This is a genomic window from Pseudomonas sp. TR47 (assembly GCF_044143025.1).
GTDB classification, from domain to species: domain Bacteria; phylum Pseudomonadota; class Gammaproteobacteria; order Pseudomonadales; family Pseudomonadaceae; genus Aquipseudomonas; species Aquipseudomonas putida_E.
This window is the reverse complement of the sequence record NZ_JBHFCS010000002.1, coordinates 213127-231765: the sequence shown is the minus strand read 5'-3', so window position 1 is coordinate 231765 and position 18639 is coordinate 213127. Positions and strand designations below refer to the sequence as shown.

19 protein-coding genes are annotated in these 18639 nt (G+C 63.7%); 11 read left to right on the top strand and 8 right to left on the bottom strand.

Annotated features, from left to right (window positions below; translation table 11 throughout):
- Positions 1-16 precede the first annotated feature (16 nt).
- Positions 17-418, top strand: coding sequence for a malonate transporter subunit MadL (gene madL / locus ACEWE8_RS03645; protein ID WP_046786022.1), 402 nt, complete (start codon positions 17-19; stop codon positions 416-418).
- 5 nt (positions 419-423) lie between these two features.
- Positions 424-1188, top strand: coding sequence for a malonate transporter subunit MadM (gene madM, locus ACEWE8_RS03640; RefSeq protein WP_012314725.1), 765 nt, complete (start codon positions 424-426; stop codon positions 1186-1188).
- A gap of 48 nt (positions 1189-1236) precedes the next feature.
- Here madM and ACEWE8_RS03635 read toward each other — a convergent pair whose 3' ends face one another.
- Entirely contained in the window at positions 1237-2148 is a 912-nt protein-coding gene (locus tag ACEWE8_RS03635; protein WP_012314724.1) for a LysR substrate-binding domain-containing protein, read from the bottom strand.
- A gap of 123 nt (positions 2149-2271) precedes the next feature.
- Between ACEWE8_RS03635 and ACEWE8_RS03630 the strand changes: the two genes are divergently transcribed.
- From ACEWE8_RS03630 to ACEWE8_RS03620, 3 genes are all read left to right on the top strand, one after another.
- Complete coding sequence (locus tag ACEWE8_RS03630) at positions 2272-3120, top strand: helix-turn-helix transcriptional regulator (RefSeq protein ID WP_046786023.1); 849 nt, start codon at positions 2272-2274, stop codon at positions 3118-3120.
- 69 nt (positions 3121-3189) lie between these two features.
- Positions 3190-4680 carry an aldehyde dehydrogenase gene (locus tag ACEWE8_RS03625; RefSeq protein WP_046786024.1) on the top strand — a complete coding sequence of 497 codons (1491 nt, stop codon included), beginning with the start codon at positions 3190-3192 and terminating at the stop codon, positions 4678-4680.
- Between the two features lie 22 nt (positions 4681-4702).
- Positions 4703-6085, top strand: coding sequence for an aspartate aminotransferase family protein (locus ACEWE8_RS03620; protein ID WP_012314721.1), 1383 nt, complete (start codon positions 4703-4705; stop codon positions 6083-6085).
- A gap of 191 nt (positions 6086-6276) precedes the next feature.
- Here ACEWE8_RS03620 and ACEWE8_RS03615 read toward each other — a convergent pair whose 3' ends face one another.
- Both ACEWE8_RS03615 and ACEWE8_RS03610 read right to left on the bottom strand, forming a co-directional pair.
- Complete coding sequence (locus tag ACEWE8_RS03615) at positions 6277-8277, bottom strand: U32 family peptidase (protein ID WP_046786025.1); 2001 nt, start codon at positions 8275-8277, stop codon at positions 6277-6279.
- Between the two features lie 154 nt (positions 8278-8431).
- A complete protein-coding gene (locus tag ACEWE8_RS03610) occupies positions 8432-8791 on the bottom strand; it encodes a RidA family protein (RefSeq protein ID WP_012314719.1) in 360 nt (119 codons plus the stop codon).
- 152 nt (positions 8792-8943) lie between these two features.
- Between ACEWE8_RS03610 and ACEWE8_RS03605 the strand changes: the two genes are divergently transcribed.
- Positions 8944-9639, top strand: coding sequence for a tRNA (adenine(22)-N(1))-methyltransferase (locus tag ACEWE8_RS03605; RefSeq protein ID WP_395589219.1), 696 nt, complete (start codon positions 8944-8946; stop codon positions 9637-9639).
- A 1-nt stretch (position 9640) separates the two neighbouring features.
- Here ACEWE8_RS03605 and ACEWE8_RS03600 read toward each other — a convergent pair whose 3' ends face one another.
- Positions 9641-9910, bottom strand: a complete 270-nt coding sequence (locus ACEWE8_RS03600) for a DUF2790 domain-containing protein (protein WP_046786402.1) — start codon at positions 9908-9910, stop codon at positions 9641-9643.
- A gap of 130 nt (positions 9911-10040) precedes the next feature.
- Between ACEWE8_RS03600 and ACEWE8_RS03595 the strand changes: the two genes are divergently transcribed.
- The 5 genes from ACEWE8_RS03595 (at position 10041) to crcB (ending at position 14229) form a co-directional block, all read left to right on the top strand.
- The gene (locus ACEWE8_RS03595) at positions 10041-10973 is read left to right on the top strand and encodes a LysR family transcriptional regulator (RefSeq protein WP_046786027.1); all 933 of its coding nucleotides are present in this window, start codon (positions 10041-10043) and stop codon (positions 10971-10973) included.
- Positions 10974-11061: 88 nt separating this feature from the next.
- Positions 11062-13320 (top strand): methyl-accepting chemotaxis protein, encoded by a 2259-nt coding sequence (locus ACEWE8_RS03590; protein WP_395589218.1) that lies wholly within the window; start codon positions 11062-11064, stop codon positions 13318-13320.
- A gap of 76 nt (positions 13321-13396) precedes the next feature.
- Positions 13397-13597 (top strand): DUF1289 domain-containing protein, encoded by a 201-nt coding sequence (locus ACEWE8_RS03585; protein ID WP_012314714.1) that lies wholly within the window; start codon positions 13397-13399, stop codon positions 13595-13597.
- Between the two features lie 75 nt (positions 13598-13672).
- Positions 13673-13852, top strand: coding sequence for a DUF2986 domain-containing protein (locus tag ACEWE8_RS03580; RefSeq protein ID WP_046786403.1), 180 nt, complete (start codon positions 13673-13675; stop codon positions 13850-13852).
- A complete protein-coding gene (gene crcB / locus ACEWE8_RS03575; RefSeq protein WP_046786029.1) occupies positions 13846-14229 on the top strand; it encodes a fluoride efflux transporter CrcB in 384 nt (127 codons plus the stop codon). Before ACEWE8_RS03580 ends, crcB begins: the two co-directional genes overlap by 7 nt.
- 10 nt (positions 14230-14239) lie before the next feature.
- Here crcB and ACEWE8_RS03570 read toward each other — a convergent pair whose 3' ends face one another.
- The 4 genes from ACEWE8_RS03570 to ACEWE8_RS03555 are packed head-to-tail and all read right to left on the bottom strand — an operon-like array spanning position 14240 to position 18624.
- Positions 14240-14623 (bottom strand): RidA family protein, encoded by a 384-nt coding sequence (locus ACEWE8_RS03570; protein ID WP_046786030.1) that lies wholly within the window; start codon positions 14621-14623, stop codon positions 14240-14242.
- Between the two features lie 30 nt (positions 14624-14653).
- Positions 14654-15349, bottom strand: a complete 696-nt coding sequence (locus tag ACEWE8_RS03565; RefSeq protein WP_046786031.1) for a DUF3726 domain-containing protein — start codon at positions 15347-15349, stop codon at positions 14654-14656.
- A gap of 2 nt (positions 15350-15351) precedes the next feature.
- The gene (locus tag ACEWE8_RS03560; protein ID WP_046786032.1) at positions 15352-17046 is read right to left on the bottom strand and encodes a hypothetical protein; all 1695 of its coding nucleotides are present in this window, start codon (positions 17044-17046) and stop codon (positions 15352-15354) included.
- Positions 17047-17073: 27 nt separating this feature from the next.
- Entirely contained in the window at positions 17074-18624 is a 1551-nt protein-coding gene (locus ACEWE8_RS03555; RefSeq protein ID WP_046786033.1) for a BCCT family transporter, read from the bottom strand.
- Positions 18625-18639: the final 15 nt, after the last annotated feature.

The window sequence follows — 18639 nt, the reverse complement described above, 5'->3', positions numbered from 1 at the left end:
CGCGAGGACAACAACAATGATCATCTACGGTGTGGCCTTTCTGGCCCTGTGTACCCTTGTAGGCCTGTTTATCGGTGAACTCCTGGGCAAGCTCCTGGGCGTACCTGCCAACGTCGGCGGTGTCGGCATCGCCATGCTGCTGCTGATTTTCATCGGCAGTTACCTCAACAAGCGTGGCCTGATCAAGGCCAAGTCCGAACAGGGCGTGGAATTCTGGAGCGCCATTTACATCCCCATCGTGGTGGCCATGGCCGCCCAGCAGAATGTGCTGGGCGCGCTGTCCGGTGGGCCGATGGCGATAACGGCAGGCGTCGTGGCGGTGGTCGCAAGCTTTGCCATGGTGCCGCTGCTGGACCGCATCGGGCAAAAGAAGCCTGAGGCGGGCACCGACAAACCCCTGACTGCTGCGCAACGGTGACCGCCATGTACGAATCCATGATGAAAGTGATCAACGGTTATGGCCTGGTCAGTGGTTTCGCGGTGATCGGCGTGACCATGTGGCTGTCCTACTGGTTCTCCGACAAGCTGACCCGCGGGCGTTTGCACGGCTCTGCCATCGCTATTTTCCTGGGCCTGGCGTTGTCTTACGTCGGCGGGGTGATGACGGGCGGGCAGAAAGGGCTGGTGGACATTCCGCTGCTGTCGGGCATCGGCCTGCTGGGCGGGGCCATGTTGCGGGACTTCGCCATCGTCGCCACGGCCTTTGGCGTCAACATCGAAGAACTCAAGCGCGCCGGGGTGTCCGGGGTGATATCGCTGTTCTTCGGCATCGGCACCTCGTTCGTCGCAGGGGTAGGGGTGGCCATGGCCTTTGGTTACACCGATGCGGTCAGCCTGACCACCATCGGCGCCGGGGCAGTGACCTATATCGTCGGGCCGGTGACGGGCGCTGCGATTGGCGCAAGCTCCGAGGTGATGGCGCTGTCGATTGCCGCCGGGCTGGTCAAAGCGATCCTGGTCATGGTGGTGACGCCGTTCGTGGCACCGATGATCGGTTTGAACAACCCGCGCACTGCGGTGATCTTCGGTGGCTTGATGGGCACCTCCAGCGGTGTGGCCGGTGGCCTGGCGGCGACCGACCCCAAGCTGGTGCCCTATGGCTGCCTGACCGCAGCCTTCTACACCGCCTTGGGCTGCCTGCTGGGGCCTTCGCTGCTGTATTTCTGCATGCGTGGCCTGGTGGCGTAGGCCGGCTTTGTCGCGGTGGTTCTGGCGAACCGCCGCGGTGTGCGCCGCTCAGTTTTCCCGGCTGTACATGCGGCATTCCGCCAGCAGCGCCAGCAGGTTGGGCTCGCGCTCCCGGGCCTTGAGGAACACCACGCCGATATGTTGCTGCAGCCGGTAACGCGGCTGCAGCGCAATCAGCTTCACCCGGTTTTCGTACACCGCAGCAATGCGCCCCGGCAACAGTGCAAAGCCCACTCCCGAACTGACCATGCTGAGCAGGGTGAAGATATCGTTCACCTGCATCGCCACCTTCGGCTCGAACCCGGCCTGCTGGAACACCCGTGCGCCATCGCGGTGGGTGGCAAAGCCTTGGGTCAGGGTGATGAAGGTGGACTCGGCCAGGTCCGCCAGGTCCACCTCCTGCTGCTCGGCAAACGGCGAATCAGTGGGCACGGCGAGGTAGATATCGTCGGAGAACAGCGGCAACTGCTCGCAGGCAGGGTCGGCCACGCTTTCATCCAGCGACACCAGCACCGCCTCCAGTTCATGGTTCTTTAGCCGCTGCAGCAGGTCGACATTCGAGCCCAGGGTCAGGTCGATGTTCAGCTCGCTGCGCCGCAGCTTCAGGCCCATCACCAGTTTGGGCACGGTCTTCACGGTCAGTGAATACAGGGCCCCGAGGCGGAAGCGTTCGGCGTAGAAACCGGCGGCCTCGCGGGTCTGGCGCACCATCTGCTCAGCGTCCTGGATCAACTGGCGGGCTTTCTTTTCCAGCACATAGGCGCTTTCCAGCGGAATCAGCTGACGGCCTTCGTGCTTGAACAGCGGGCAGCGCAGGGCGCTTTCCAGCGAATGAATGGCCCGGTGCACGCTGACCGCGCTGGTGGACAACTCGGCGGCAGCGCGGCCGAGGTTGCCGCTGCGCATGAAGGCGAGGAAAGTCTCGAGTTTTTTCAGGGTCAGTTCTTCGTCGATCAGCATGTTCAGGCCCTGAAGTGAAAGAGCTGCAGAGCATGCCACAACCTCACCCCGAAGGGTGATGGCCGCCCCCGGCATCCCATGCAAGAATCCCAACCATGACCACCCCGGCATGGGACGACGACAATGAGCAAAGACCGGCTGAAATCGCCCGACTGGTACGCGCAGATGGCCCGTGTCATCGACGCCCAAGGCACGCCGGGCTTCGTCGAGGCGCTGTTCGCCGCGCTCAAGTTGCTTGCGCCGTGCCAGGCCATCACGGTGTTTCTTTACCCACGCAAGGGCCTGCCTTCGGCGTTGTTCGTCAAGGACGAAGAGGGCCCATGGCTGCCCGAAGGCAACGTGCAGCGCTACCTGGAAGGCTACTACCTGCTGTGCCCGTTCTACCGTGCCTGCATGGACAGTGTGGCTGCCGGCTGCTTTCGCCTCAGCGACGTTGCCCCCGACCATTTCAAGCGCAGCGAGTACTACCTGTCGTTCTACCAGCACGCACACCTGGAGGACGAACTGAACTTCATCGTTCCTCTGGATGAACACCTGACCATCGCCGTGGCCCTGGCCAGTACCCGCCGCCTGGACCGTCAGCAGGTCAGTGACCTCAAATGTGTGGCGCCCTGGGTGGTGGCCGTGGTGCGGCGCCAGTGGAGCCACCTGGATGTCGATGCCGTGGGCGGGCGCTTCGAAAGTGCCCTGGGCCGGCAGATCAACGCCGCGCTGAACAACTTCGGCTCCTCGCTGCTCACCGAGCGCGAATGCCGCATCGCCCAGTACCTGCTGCGCGGCCACTCCACGCGCTCGCTGGCCGAGCGCCTGGGCATCAGTGAAGACACGGTCAAGACCCACCGCAAGAACCTCTACACCAAGCTCGACATCGCCAAGCAGTCCGAGCTGTTCTCGCTGTTCATCGATTCGCTGGCCCAGGCCCAGGAAGGCTTGAGCAAGGACCCGCTGGAAAGTTACCTGCGAAGGCGCTGACGGCGCCACGGCCACCCACACCTACAACAACTGCAACCGGCCGCCCGCGCGGCCGCAAGGGAGACCTGCGTGCATACGAAAAGCGATTGGCAGCAGCGCGCTGCAAGGCAAAGCTTCATCACCACGGCGCTGATCGACGGCCGCCCGCTGGCGGCGCAGTCAGGGCTGACCTTCGATGCCATCAACCCGGCCAACCGGCAGTTGCTGGCCCAGGTCGCCGCTTGCGGCGATACCGAAATCGACCAGGCTGTGCGTTCGGCGCGTCGCGCCTTCGAGCAAGGCCCCTGGGCGCGCATGGCACCTGCGGCACGCAAGGGCGTGTTGCTGCGCCTGGCCGAACTGATGATGGCCCACCGCGAGGAGCTGGCGTTGCTCGACTCGCTGAACATGGGCAAGCCGGTGATGGACGCCTACACCATCGATGTGCCCGGCGCGGCCAACGTATTCGCCTGGTACGGCGAGGCGCTGGATAAGGTCTACGATCAGGTCGCGCCAACCGCAGGCAATGCCCTGGCCACGGTCACGCGCGAAGCGCTGGGCGTGGTCGGCGCCGTGGTGCCGTGGAATTTCCCGCTGGACATGGCTGCCTGGAAGGTCGCCCCGGCGCTGGCCGCCGGCAACAGCGTGGTGCTCAAACCCGCCGAGCAGTCGCCGTTCTCGGCCCTGCGCCTGGCCCAACTGGCGCTTGAGGCAGGGGTGCCCGAAGGTGTGCTGAACGTGGTGCCGGGCCTGGGTGAAAGCGCTGGCCGTGCCCTTGGCCTGCACCCGGATGTGGATTGCCTGGTGTTCACCGGCTCCACCCAGGTGGGCAAGTACTTCATGCAGTACTCGGCGCAATCCAACCTCAAGCAGGTATGGCTGGAGTGTGGCGGCAAGAGCCCGAACCTGGTGTTCGACGACTGTCAGGACCTGGACCTGGCAGCGGAGAAAGCGGCCTTCGGCATCTTCTTCAACCAGGGCGAAGTGTGCTCTGCCAATTCGCGCTTGTATGTGCAGCGCTCGGTCCACGACGAGTTCGTCGAGCGCCTGCTGGCCAAGGCCCGCCAGTGGCTGCCCGGCGACCCCCTGGACCCGGCCAGCCGCGCCGGTGCCATCGTCGACGACGCCCAGAGCGCACGTGTCATGGCTGCCATCGAGCAGGCCCAGGGCGACGGCGCACGCCTGTTGTGCGGCGGCCAGCGGCTGACCTTCAACGGCTCGAACAACTTCATCGCGCCAACGGTGTTCGCCGACGTGCGCCCGGATTCGGCCCTGGCCCGCGAAGAAGTGTTCGGCCCGGTGCTGGCGATCACTGCCTTTGACGACGAAGCGCAGGCCGTACGCCTGGCCAACGACAGCGTTTATGGCCTGGCCGCTTCGCTGTGGAGCGACGACCTCAACCGCGCCCACCGCGTGGCCCGGCAGTTGAAGGCGGGCACCGTCTCGGTCAACACGGTCGATGCCCTCGATGTGGCGGTGCCCTTTGGCGGCGGCCGCCAGTCGGGCTTTGGCCGCGACCTGTCGCTGCACGCCTTCGACAAGTACACCCAGCTCAAGACCACCTGGTTCCAGCTGCGCTGACCCTCACTCACGGAGAACAACAATGAACGCACCCTTCCAGCCGCAACGCGACACCCGCGACTACCAGGCCAGCGACGCGGCCCACCACATCCACGCTTTCCTAGACCAGAAGGCGCTCAACGCCGAAGGCCCACGGGTCATCACCCGCGGCGAACGCCTGTACCTGTGGGACAACGACGGCAGGCGCTACCTGGACGGCATGTCCGGGCTGTGGTGCACCCAGCTGGGTTACGGGCGCAAGGACCTGACCGCCGCCGCCGCCGCGCAGATGGACCAGCTGGCGTACTACAACATGTTCTTCCACACCACCCACCCGGCGGTGATCGAGCTGTCCGAACTGCTCTTCAGCTTGCTGCCCGGGCACTACAGCCACGCGATCTACACCAACTCCGGCTCCGAGGCCAACGAGGTGTTGATCCGCACCGTGCGCCGTTACTGGCAGGTGGTCGGCCAGCCGAACAAGAAGGTCATGATCGGCCGCTGGAACGGCTACCACGGCTCGACCCTGGCCGCCACAGCGCTGGGCGGCATGAAGTTCATGCACGAGATGGGCGGGCTGATTCCGGATGTGGCACACATCGACGAGCCGTACTGGTACGCCGAGGGTGGCGAGCTGACGCCGGCCGAGTTCGGCCGCCGCTGCGCCTTGCAGCTGGAAGAGAAGATCCTCGAGCTGGGCGCAGAGAATGTCGCAGGCTTTGTGGCCGAGCCGTTCCAGGGCGCGGGCGGCATGATCTTCCCGCCGGAAAGCTACTGGCCGGAAATCCAGCGCATCTGCCGCCAGTATGATGTGCTGCTGTGCGCCGACGAGGTGATCGGTGGCTTTGGCCGTACCGGTGAATGGTTCGCCCACGAGTACTTTGGCTTCGAGCCGGACACCCTGTCCATCGCCAAAGGCCTGACGTCGGGTTACGTGCCCATGGGCGGCCTGGTGCTGAGCAAGCGCATCGCCGAAGCGCTGGTGGAGCGTGGCGGGGTATTCGCCCACGGCCTGACATATTCCGGGCACCCGGTGGCGGCCGCAGTGGCCATCGCCAACCTCAAGGCGCTGCGCGACGAAGGCATCGTGCGCCAGGTCAAGGACGATACCGGCCCGTACCTGCAGCGCATCCTGCGTGAGGTGTTTGCCAACCATCCGTTGATTGGCCAGGTGCAGGGCGCGGGGCTGGTGGCGGCGTTGCAGTTCGCCGAGGACAAGGGCAGCCGCAAGCGTTACGCCAACGAGAACGACCTGGCCTGGCAGTGCCGCACCTACGGGTTCGAGGAAGGTGTGATCATCCGTTCGACGCTGGGGCGGATGATCATGGCGCCGGCGCTGGTGGCCACGCATGGCGAGCTCGATGAGCTGGTGGACAAGACGCGCATTGCCGTGGACCGGACGGCGCGGGGGCTGGGAATTTTGTGATGGTGTAAAGACGGCCGCTGCGCAGGTCCAGTGGTCACCGTAGGAGCGGCCTTGTGTCGCGAAAGGGCCGCGAAGCGGCCCCATCTCACCGGCAGCGATGCAAAAACCTGGGGCCGCTTCGCGGCCCTTTCCGACCGGTCCGGCGCCCCGGCAAGGCCGCTCCTACAGGCCGGCACAGGGGCGTATCACTCTCAGTGCGGTGCCCGCGGGATGGTCTTGAGCAGGTCTTCCGGGCTGATGTGCCCGACCACCTGAGCCACCGCACTGCCGGGTGTCGGCAGGTCGATGATGTGGCTCTTCATCTTGCCGACCACGTGCATTTCGCACGGCTTGCAGTCGAACTTCAGGGTCAGCACTTCATCGCCCTGGATCAACTGCATCGGCGCCACCTTGGTGCGCACGCCGGTCACACCCTTGGCCTGTTTGGGGCACAGGTTGAACGAGAAACGCAGGCAGTGCTTGGTGATCATCACCGGCACTTCGCCGTGCTCCTCGTGCGCTTCGTACGCAGCATCGATCAATTGCACGCCGTGGCGGTGGTAGAAGTCGCGGGCCTTCTGGTTGTAGACGTTGGCCAGGAACGACAGGTGCGACTCCGGGTACACCGGCGGCGGCGTGGTCTCGGCCTTGCGCCCGCCACGCGGGTGGGCCTTGATGCGCGCCTGGGTCAGCGCCTCTATGGCTTCGCGGCGCAGGGCCTTGAGCTGCGAGTTGGGGATGAAGTACGCCTGCGGTGCGTCCAGCACGATGGCATTGGCGTGATACATCGTGGTACCCAGTTGGCCGAGCAGGTCGTGCAACTGGTCCAGGGCCTGCTGCGGCTTATTGGCTGCGCCGAACGGGCCATCCAGGGCGACCTGCACGCTGACGCCTTCTTCACTGCAGACGCTGAGCATCAGGCGCTGTTCGGTGAGCACGGCGTGCCACTCCACACCTACCCGGCGCTCGGCAGAGGTGCGCTGCAGGGCCTGCTGCCAGTTGTGATCCAGGTTGCGCGACAGCGGGTGGTTGGGCCGCAGCTTGTGCAGGCCCTCGGGCATCTCGTTGGGTTCGACCCGGTAGCGGTAGCGCTTGTGGCCGTCTTCTTCGAACTCGCCACGCGGCTCGGCGATGTTGGCACGGAAGCCCACCACGTCACGCTTGACCAGCACGTTGAGGCCGTCGCCGTTGGTCAGCGGCACTTCGGTGACCACCTGCAGGTCGCGCTTGCCGACCTTTTCCACCACACCTACCGGCAGGCCGGTGAAGGTTGGTGAGTCGAAGGCGCCGATGTCCACCTTGCGGTCGGTGACGAAGTAGTCGGTGCTGCCACGGTGGAAGGTCTTGTCCGGGTCGGGTACGAAGAAGTGCTCGGTGCGGCCGCTGGAGGCACGGGCCAGGCCCGGGCGGTCTTCGAGAATGGCGTCGAGTTCTTTGCGGTAGTGGGCGGTGATGTTCTTCACATAGCTCATGTCCTTGTAGCGGCCCTCGATCTTGAACGAGCGCACGCCGGCATCGACCAGGTCGCGCAGGTTGGCGGTCTGGTTGTTGTCTTTCATCGACAGCAGGTGCTTCTCGAACGCCACCACACGGCCCTGGTCGTCCTTGAGGGTGTACGGCAGGCGGCAGGCCTGCGAGCAGTCGCCACGGTTGGCGCTGCGGCCGGTCTGGGCGTGGGAAATGTTGCACTGGCCGGAGAAGGCCACGCACAGCGCGCCGTGGATGAAGAACTCGATGGCCGCGTCGGTTTCGGCGGCGATGGCGCGGATCTGCTGCAGGTTCAGTTCACGGGCCAGTACCAGTTGGGAGAAGCCGGCCTGGTCGAGGAACTTGGCCCGTTCCAGGGTGCGGATGTCGGTCTGGGTGCTGGCATGCAGCTCGATAGGCGGGATGTCCAGTTCCATCACCCCCAGGTCCTGCACGATCAGCGCATCGACGCCGGCGTCGTACAGCTGATGGATAAGCTTGCGCGCCGGTTCCAGCTCGTTGTCGTGCAGGATGGTGTTGATGGTGGTGAACACGCGGGCGTGGTAGCGCCGGGCGAACTCTACCAGCTCGGCGATTTCGCCCACTTCATTGCAGGCGTTGTGGCGTGCGCCGAAGCTCGGGCCACCGATGTAGATGGCGTCAGCGCCGTGCAGGATCGCTTCACGGGCGATGGCCACGTCACGGGCAGGGCTGAGCAGTTCCAGGTGATTCTTTGGAAGGGACATGTCGTTATAGGTTCGGGCTGTCACGGTAGGGCGGCATTGTAGCGGGGAAATGGGCGGGTGGCATGCTTTGGCTGCCCAGAGGTGGTTTGCCGGTACTGCGTCCTGCTTGGGTTGGGGCCGCTTTGCAGCCCCTGGCGGTGAGGCAACCGCTCTATCAGCCTTTGGCCGCCATCGCGGTCACTTCGACACGCATTTGCGGGTACGCCAGCGCCGCCACGCCCACGGCAGCGCGCACCGGCCACGGCTTGCTGAAGAAACGCTGGTACACCTCGTTGAAGGCGGCGCGGTCGGCCATGTCGGTGAGGTAGATGGTCAGGTGCATGACCCGGTCCATGCCGCTGCCGGCCTTTTCCAAGGCTTCTTTCAGTGCCTGCAGGGTGCTTTCGCTCTGCTGCACGATATCTCCGTCCAGATCGGCTGGAATCTGGGTGGTCACCAGCACGCCGTTGAACTCGGCGACGTCGGAAGAAATGGACTCGGCATCGGAATCCGGGGTGAAGATGATGTTGGCCATAAAGTGGTTTTGCCTTGCGACGGAAGGAAAGCCGCAAGCCTACGCGAGCACGGCGCAGGGGTCGAGCCACAGGGCACCGCTTGGCCCGCGCGCATTGTAATACCGCGCCACGGCGGTCAGAATCGCGCCGATTGTTGAGCAAGGGGCTTGAGTTGAACGAACAGACATTGTCGATGCGCCTGGAGCGTGTGGCGGCGCATGTGCCGCAAGGCGCGCGCCTGGCCGATATCGGCTCGGACCACGGCTACCTGCCGGTGGCGCTGGCGCTGCGTGGCGCGATCGAAGCAGGTGTGGCCGGGGAAGTGGCGCAAACGCCTTATGCTTCGGCCCAGCGTAATGTACGCCGCAACGGCCTGCAGGAGCGCATCACCATCCGCCTGGCCGATGGCCTGGAGGCGATCCAGGCGCAGGACCGCATCTCGGCGGTGAGTATCTGCGGCATGGGCGGCGACACCATGTGCGAAATCCTGGAGCGGGGCAAGGCACGCCTGAGCGGCAGCGAGCGGTTGATCCTGCAGCCCAATGGCGGTGAGGGTGAACTACGGGCCTGGCTGATGGCCAACGGCTACCGGATCGTTTGCGAAGAGGTGTTGCGCGAGAACCGCTTCGACTACGAGATCATCGTTGCCGAGCCGGGCGGGGCAGTCGTCTATAGCGTCGAAGAGCTGTATTTCGGCCCGCTGCTGATGCGGGAGAAAAGCCCGGCGTTTGTCACCAAGTGGCAACGCATGCTGCGTCAGAAGCAGCAGACCCTGGCCAACTTCGAACGTGCCCGGGATGCGATCGCGCCACACAAACTGCAGGACTTTGCCAGGCAGGTTGGCTGGATCACCCAGGTGCTGGCCTGAATCACTGCTGCGAGCAGTTACCCATCTCCCGGTAGTTGACCTCGTGGGTCTGGCCCTGATGGTCGACATAGACCATGTGCGCGGTGCCCACCTGGCAATCGGCAATGTTGCTGGCCGGGGAGATCGACACCACTTTGGCTACATCCAGCGGCATGCCGTATTCGTAGTTGGCGCTGTCGTTAGCGGCCGGCTGTGCGGCGCCTGGGGCGGCCAAGGCGCCGAACGAGGCGAAGGTGGCAGAGAGCGCAAGCAGCGCGATCGAGCGTTTGATGTTCATGGCAGGCTCCTTCTTCAATGTTTTACCAATGATGTATTGTTTGGCTGTGCACAATAAATGGGCTAAGCCGTGATAGATTCCTGCCTGGAACGTACGAATAAGAACGAACAAGGAGCCGAGCCCCATGGACATGCTGCACGCCATGCGCACCTTCACCCGGGTAGTGGAGTGCGGCAGCTTCGCTGCGGCTGCCAATGCCCTGGACATTTCTGCCGCGCAGGTGTCGCGGATCGTCGCCGAGCTTGAGAATCAGCTGCAGACTCGCCTGCTGCACCGCACTACCAGGCGCCTGCGCATGAGCGAGGCCGGCGAGCGGTTTCTGGAGCGCTCGCGGCAAATCATGCTGTTGACCGAAGAGGCGGTGGGCGAAGCGCGTGGCGCGCACCTGACCCCCCGTGGCCGGCTGCGCCTGCATTGCCCGCACGGCCTTGGCCTGTTGCTGATGCCGCTGGTGGCCGGCTACAACGCGCTATGCCCGGAGGTGGTGGTGGAGCTGACCCTTTCCCAGCGCAACCCCGACCCGCTGGCCGAAGGGCACGATGTGGTGATCACCGTGGACGACGCCTTGCCCGACTCACAGCTGATCGCTGTGCCGCTGGGCACCATCTTCAGCATCCCCTGCGCCGCGCCCAGTTACCTGGAGGCCCATGGTGTGCCCGAGCGGCCCGAAGACCTGCATGAGCACCGCTGCCTGCGCATGGCGTACCCGATGTATGAGGGCGACTGGGTGTTTCCCCAAGGGCTGGACCATTGCGTGATCGCGCCGCGCGACAGCTTCCTGACCAACGTCGCCGACGCGATGCTGGTGGCCAGTGAACTGGGCATGGGCATCGGGCTGCTGCCGTTCTACACGGCCAGCCAGGCGATCGAGCAAGGGCGCTTGCGGCGGTTGTTGGCACCTTACCGGCTGCGTGAGTGTGCGTTGTACGCAATGTACCCGTCGCGGCACTATCTGGATGCCAAGGTGCGGACCTGGATCGATTACCTCAAGGAGCAGTTGCCGGCGCTGTTTGCAGGGCATGAACAGATTGTCGATGACACGCAGTACTGGCGGTGAGTGAGATCAGGTCCTGTGGCGGGCGACCCTTATTGGCGCAGGTCGCATTTTTTGCCCCTCATTGGTGCGCAGATGGCGTACTGAGGCCATGGCTACCTGCCTAATCATTAGCTTGCATACGAGTTGGCGTAGTACTTGCTATCACTTTGCCATCGTGATGTCGCGTATGGTGAAGATAATGTCGCTTTCAAGTGGTTCCATGCAGTTGTCATCGGCTGAGAAGCATTGGCTGCCGTGGTTCGGAAAAACCGGCAAGCTCAGCATGCGCTGGTCCTGCGGGCTCAACCGATCGACTTATCCGGTCATCGAGCAGACGTTCGAAGCCATAGCCCAGACCCGCATGCAGTTGCTGCAAAGCTGGGCCCGCGAACAATGGGAGCACTTGGCCGAACTGGCAGCAAGCCTTGACCCGGTATCGGCTCATGCCGACCGTACGGCATTGCTGGACAAGCTCGCTCAAGCGAACGACTTCTCGGAACTTTTCGTCATCGACACCGATGGCACGGTTGTAGTGTCGAGTTGGGTGCAGCGTAGCATTGGCCAGCGCATCGAACAGAAGGGCGCCTTGGCCCAAGGGCTGAAGGCGCCGTTCTTGCACGGCCCATATGTCGACCCGCTGACCTTGCAGATCGGCCCCTCGTCGTCGCGGTTTCACGACGAAGTGACACTGATGTTCTATCAGCCACTCAAAACGCATGGGAAGGTCTACGGCTGCCTCTGCGGCCGGGTGCCCAACGATGTATTGGGCGACCTGATCCAGCGCGAGGCCGGGCATATCTATGCCGAGTCCGGTGACAATTACCTGTTCATGGCGCAATCGCATTTCGACCCCGCTATCAAACCGGGTACCGCCCTGTCGCGCTCACGTTTCGAGGACGGCACCTTCACCCACGGGGAAAACCTCAAGAGCGGGGTGCATACGCCATGGAGCACCGTGCAGGTCCAGCGCCATACCGAGCTTGAGCTGCGCTTTACCGACCCTGCCACCCGCGAGCTTCATCCAGGCGTTCGGGAAACCATCCGCCAGGGCGCCAACCTGTTCGTGACTTACCCTGGCTATTCGGACTATCGCCATGTGCCAGTGGTGGGCAAAGGCGTCACATTCCAGTTGCCGGGCTCGCCGGACCGGTGGGGCATGATGTGCGAAGCCGATCTGGAGGAGGTCTACCGGCGACGCTCACTCAGCTACGGGTTGATGAAGCCGTACATCGCGATCATGGCCGGCCTGTTTGGTTGCAACTTCCTGGTGCAGCACTACGCGGGCTTGGCGCAAGGCATCAACGATGCGCTGCTGGCCGTGAGCATGCTGGCTGCCACACTGCTTTTCAGTGCGCTGGGGCCAAGGCGGCTCGCTGCCAGGTTCAATGGCATGACCGATGTACTGCGCACCATCGCCGAGGGCGAGGGCAACCTGCGCCAACGGCTGGACACCACGACCATGGCCAACGATGAAAGTGGCGACATGGCGCGCTGGATCAACAGCTTCATCGACCGTCTGGACTCGGTGGTGGGCCAAGTGGTCAAGGCCAGCCGCACGGTGGGTGCCACCAACCAGATGATGCTGGGGCGCAGCCACGAAGCGAGCGTCACCTCCACCGAAGTGGCCGAGGCGGTGCACCAGATGATGATCATCATGGAGGAGCAACTGGGCGAACTGCAGCAGGCTTCGGTCAGCGCAGAGCAGATGAAGCAGGCGATGGACGAGGTGGTCAGCCGGGCCCGTGAGCAGTACCTGGCGGTGCAGGCGGGCACCCAGTCGATTCGGGATGTGGTAGCGCGTTCTTCTTCCAGTGTGCAACTGCTTGACAGCAGGATGGCGCAGATCGGCAACATCAGCGGGCTGATCAGCGACATCACCAACCAGACCAACCTGCTGGCCCTCAATGCCGCCATCGAGGCCGCACGCGCGGGTGAGCATGGCCGGGGCTTTGCGGTGGTGGCCGATGAAGTGCGCAGCCTGGCTTCGCGCACGGCGCGCGCGGCCGACGATATCCGGCACATGGTCGAAGGCCTGCAGAATGAAACCCAGCAAGCCGTCAGTTTCATGGAGGAGGGGGTACATAACGTCGATGACAGTTTGCGCCTGGCCGAAGATGCCTCTTCGGAGAACGTACAGTTGCACCAAGCGGTAGAGAGCATGTTCCAGATCATTCAGCAGCTCAACCAGCGCAGCCTGGCTTATGGCAAGACCATCGAGCAGGTCAACCAGTCGTCCAGCGAAATGCGCCAGACGGCGGTGGTGCTGCAGAGCAGTGCCGAGACGGTGAAGGCCAATGCCAGCAAGCTGCAGAAGCTGGTCGGGCAGTTCGAGGTCAGCAGCGATACCGACAGGGCCGCAGCGGCTTGAGGGCCTGTGGAGCGCCCTGTTCTCGGCGCATCTGGCCGTCGTGCGCTATCATCCGCGGCCAGAACCGGAGCAGCCCATGGCCAAAGACATCGAAAACCCCTGCGTCTCGCTTTGCCAGCTCAACAGCGAGCTGTGCGTGAGCTGTGGCCGAACCCGTGAGGAAATCCGCAAGTGGCGCGGCATGAAACGCCCGGAGAAGATGGCCACCGTGCAGCGCGCTGCGACGCGGATGAAGGCCATCGTCAAGAAAAACGCGAAGCGCCAGGGCAACGAGTGATTCACCCGCGCCCCAGCGTCTGGTTCCATCATTTATGATGTGTTCTACCTGATCAACCCCGTACCGAGTGGCACCATGAACCGTCGCAAGAAGATCAAGCAGTTGCTGCAAGCACACCAGAAAAAGGCCGCCGCCAAGCTGGCACCGCGAAACAAGCCTAAATACATCTGCAAGGCCGATCGGCTGAAGCTGGCGGCTGATGCCGGTACCGAATGCCTGCCAGTTCTTTGCCCGGAGCGCGACACTGTATGTTGAAGTCGCTATTGGCCATCGGGATTGGTGCCATGGTCGGTGCCTGGCTCCGCTGGGGCCTGGGCATGAAGCTCAATGCACTATTCCCCGCTGTGCCGCCAGGTACCCTGCTGGCCAACCTCCTTGGTGGCTACATCATTGGCTTGGCCATCGCATTCTTCTCCGCATCGCCGTCGCTCAGCCCCGAATGGCGCCTGCTGCTGATCACTGGTTTTTGCGGTGGATTGACCACGTTCTCCACTTTCTCCGCAGAGGTCGTGTCGCTTATGCAGGAGGGGCGTATTTCATGGGCTCTGGGCTCTATCGCTTTGCACGTCACAGGTTCCTTGCTGATGACTGGGGCAGGGTTGGCGACGTTCTATTTCATTAGCGGGCGCTAAGGAGCAGCGCTCAGCTTCTGTCCTGCACGCACGCATGGACGACCAGTTCCACGAGCATTTCCTCGCGCGCCAGCCCTGCTACCACGATCGCCGCCCGGTTGGGGTAAGGCGCCTGGAAGTACTCGGCGTAGATGCTGTTGACGTTCGCCAGGTAACTGCGGTCGGTAACGTAGATCAGTACCTGGGTCACGGCATCCAGCGAACTTCCGGCTGCCTCCAGGGTATGGCGCAAGTTGTCCAGGGTTTGACGCGTCTGGGCATCAATGCCCCCCGCGACCACTTGCCCTTTGGCATCGATGGGGATCTGCGCAGTGTACAGCGTGCCGTTGCCGACCACCGCCCATTCCAGCGGCGCCTTGGAGGCATACAGGTCAGTCTTGATTGCGTATTTCATGGGTGAGTATTCCTGGGGTAATCGAAAGAGTCAGTCAGCATCGTTGCCACCGCCGGCGCCGTGCCGGCGTGACGCTTCGGTGCTTTCGACCAGAACCTGGTTGGCAAACTGCTTGAGCCGCTGCCAGGTGTGCTCGCTGACTGTGAAGCCCTGAACAAGCGCGTCTGATGAGAGCGCGACATGTGGCTGCGTGTGGGTCGGCCGGTTGAACACGACTGTGATGCTCTGCTCCATCGCGGTGCTTGCGCAGGGTTGATCTGCGCTGCGCAGCTCAGGGCAGGCGGCACCTGCGCTGAAGCTGGCCTGGTGTTGCTGGCGGGCATCGCCCCAACAGGCCTGCACCTGCAGGCCCAGTTGCGCGGCTCGGCTCAGATAGCCCAGCAACAACAGGCGGTTGTGGCAGTGCTGGATGCGCAGCACTGCCTGGCCAGCGCGCAGTGCCTTGCTTTGTGCCAACGCCACGACGGTAGCCGCGCAGCGCAAGACGCTCTGGCCTTGGGCGTCGATCACCAGCAGGGCACTGTCTTCATGGCTGAGGGCATAGGGCCGTTCTGCTTCGCGGTCCAGGTAGTCCAGCGCCTTGGCCAGTGTGCCTACACCGTCCAGCCCCTGTAGTTGCAACCAGCCGACCAGCTCGGCGGCGTCTTCACAGTCCCCGGCGGCAAAGCCCATGCCTTCGAAGGCCTTGCGGCACATGACCTGGATTTCATTGAGCGACACTCGCATGGTCAAAGGCCTCCTTGCGGCATGACGGCAAAGTTCCAGTCGTCGGTGAACGGCTGCCCGATCTCGCTGACCAGCGGTGCCCCCTGGAAGAGGGTAATGCGTACCCAGCGGCTGGACTTGGGGTCGAACTTGCCGGCGCCAAAAAACGCCAGCTTGCAGCGCAGCAGGTGGATGGGCAGCATGTCCCGCGCCAGCAGGTTGGCGCGGATCTCGCCATAAGTGCTCTGCGCCATCCCTTGCAGGCGGCGCACGGTGCCCTTGAATGCCGGCTGGGCGATCAGGAAGTGCGCGGTCAGTGCCTGGGGTTGGGTGTGCAGGTGCGCGAGCAGCGCTCCATGACACCGCTGGATATTGCGTGCGATGCCCAGTTGCATTTCCTTCTCGGCGCCGGGTTCTTCGCTGCGCATGCCCAAGCGTGGTTCCTCCTTTTCGGCGGAGCGATACCAGAAGAAATGTTGGGCGTCGATGTCGTCGAGGTCGTAGGCCAACGCCCATGCGTAGCGTTGCTCGATCAGTGCCCGCAGTTGCACCAGTGGCATCTCTGCGTCCAGGCGCCAACCTTCGTCCACACTCATGTGCTCGGCCAGCGGTGTGACCTGTTCGGGGTACAGCTCCAGCAGCAGGCTCACCAGCAGTTCCTGGCAGCCCAGGCCCGCATGTGCCTGGCTCCAGCCCAGCAGGCGAGGCCAGAGCCCCTCGCTGCAGGGTTGCCGATCAAGCCAGTCGGACAGCGCCGCCAGCTCCGCCAGTGTCTGTTGGTTCTGTGCTTGCTGGCGAGCGTCTTCGGTCAGGGCCTGGGAAAGGTGTTGGCTGGCCCGCGCCAGAAGGTGCTGCAGGCGCGCGAGGCAGGCCGGTTGCGGCGCTTGCGCAAGCACCCGTGCCAGGGCGGTTTCGCGTATGCTGATCCAGCGTTCGATCAATTGCGGGTGGTTGATCAGAAATGGCGCCATGCCCAGCCCGGTCGCGTTGCCGACGCCCAGGTAGCGCTGCAGTTCGGTGGCCAGTGGCACCGCCCGTTGCGGGTTCAGGGCGCGCGCCATGTGCTCGACCTGCTGGATGCTGAAGTGGCGTAACAGGTATACGGTGAACATCTGTGCGCTGAACGGCTGATTGAAGTCCGGGTTGCGTTGCAGGCAGGCGAAGTCGGCAATGCCGAACTTGCCGTTGCCGTACACGGCGGTAGTGCGATACAGGTAGCCGACCTCGGCCAATTGGCACGGATCAGGCTGGTTGCCTTCCGCCAGCGCCGCCAGGAACTTGTCGAAGTTGCGCAGGCTGCGGTTGGCCCGCGACAGCACCAGTACGCGGGCGTCGAAGCGCCCGGCTTCCTGCAGGGGCACGTTGCGCTGCAAGTCGGCCAGTTGCTTATCGTCGACATCGCCGGCAACCAGCACGAAGCTTACATCCCACTGGTCGGCGATAACCCGGTCGCTGCGTTTTTCCGGGGGCAGATAGGCCGAGAAGATCACGCAATGGTAATGGGCGTTCGGTGTTTCTATCCGGTAAATGGCGGTGCCAAAGCCTGCACCGTCCAGGTCGAAGCGGGTGCGTAGGACTTGCCAGCGCTGGTTCATCATCCGCCGCATGCTGCTGCGCACGAAGCTCAAAGGGCTTTGGAATTGGCTGCCCAGCCGCGCCAGGTCCATGACCTGTTCGGCCGGGCGTAGCGCGGTCATTGCAAAAGCGGGTTTGGACATTGTTGTTGTACCTGCATGCATCATAATTCAGACGCCTTGTTCACGGGCCATGTGCCGGGCGATACGCACCGCATCCCACAGCGCGGGCAGGATCACCAGCGATACCGGCACGGCGGTAATGACGATAAAGGACTGCAAGGCCGTGACCCCACCTGCACCGATGGTGATCAGTGCCACCGCTGCCAGGCCCATGCCAATGGCCCAGAAGCCGCACAGCCATTTCTTCGGCTTGTCGTTGCTGGACATCGCCAGGGCTACGGTGAAGGCCATGGCGTCGCCGTTGGTGGCCACCGAGATGAAGCTCAGGAACAGGAACAGTGCACTGATCAGGCCACCCAAGGGCAGGTTTTGCGTCACGCCCAGCAGCAGGTCTTCAGGCTGGGAGCCATGGGCAGTGACGATGCCGGGTGTCTGCAGTTCCAGGCCGATGCCTGTACCACCGACCACAGTGAACCAGAACATGGTCACCAGTGGCGCGATGATCGACAGCGTCATGATGATCTCGCGAATGGTCCGGCCCCGCGAGATCCGCGCGACGTACAGCGCCACCATGGGTGCGTAGCCGATGAACCAGCCCCAGTAGAACACCGTCCACCAGTCCAGCCATTTGGGGTCGTCGCGGAACAGGGTCATGGGGATGAACTGCTCCACATGCAGGGCGAAGGCTTCGGGGAAGCCGCCGAGTATGAACAGGGTCGGCCCGAAAACCACCATGAACAATGCCAGGCCGATCATGAGCCACACGTTGATCTCACTGACGAACCGGATGCCTTTCAGGCCTACCAGGCAAGACACGGTGTACATCAGCGTGACCAGGACGATGGTCAGCGACTGGGTGAGAACATCGTTGGGCGCGCCCCAGACGGCGTGCAGGGCACTGCTGATCTGCAGGCCGAGAAAGCCGATCGGGCCGATCGTGCCGGCAACCACCGCGATGATCGATGTGGCGTCGGCCAGGGTGCCGATCGGGCCCTTCAGTGCGCGTTGGCCGAACAAGGGGTAGAGCAGGGTGCGAGGTGCCAGTGGCAGGCCCTTGTCGTAGTGCAGGTGCATCAGCACGATCGCCAGCAGGCTGCCGAGCACGGCCCAGGCCAGAAAGCCCCAGTGCACGAAGGCCTGTGCCAGCGCTGCGGTGGCTGCCGCTTCGCTGTGCGGTTGCACGCCTGCGAACAACGGCGGCGGGCTTGCGAAGTGCATCAGTGGCTCGGCCGCGGCCCAGAAGGCGCCGCCGCCTGCCAGCAGGGCGCACATGATCACCGCGATCCAGTTGAAGGTACTGATGTCCGGGCGCTGGGTCACACCGCCCAGACGCACCCGTCCGCAACGGGTGAAACAGATGCCCAGGCTGACGGCAAACGTCGCTAGCATCAGTAACTGCCAGTACAGGCCAAAGAACCGGGTCGACCAGCCGAACAAGGTGTTGACCAAGGCCGAAACCGCATCGATGTCGACCAGCGCCGCAAGTAGGAATGTACCGAGAAAGCCGCCGCTGATCAGGAACAGCGGCCAGTCGATGTCCCGTGCCAGTGGCAGGCGCAAGTCCTGGCCGTCGGCCGGCAGGGTGGTGGGGTTTTTCATGAAGCCTCCGGAACC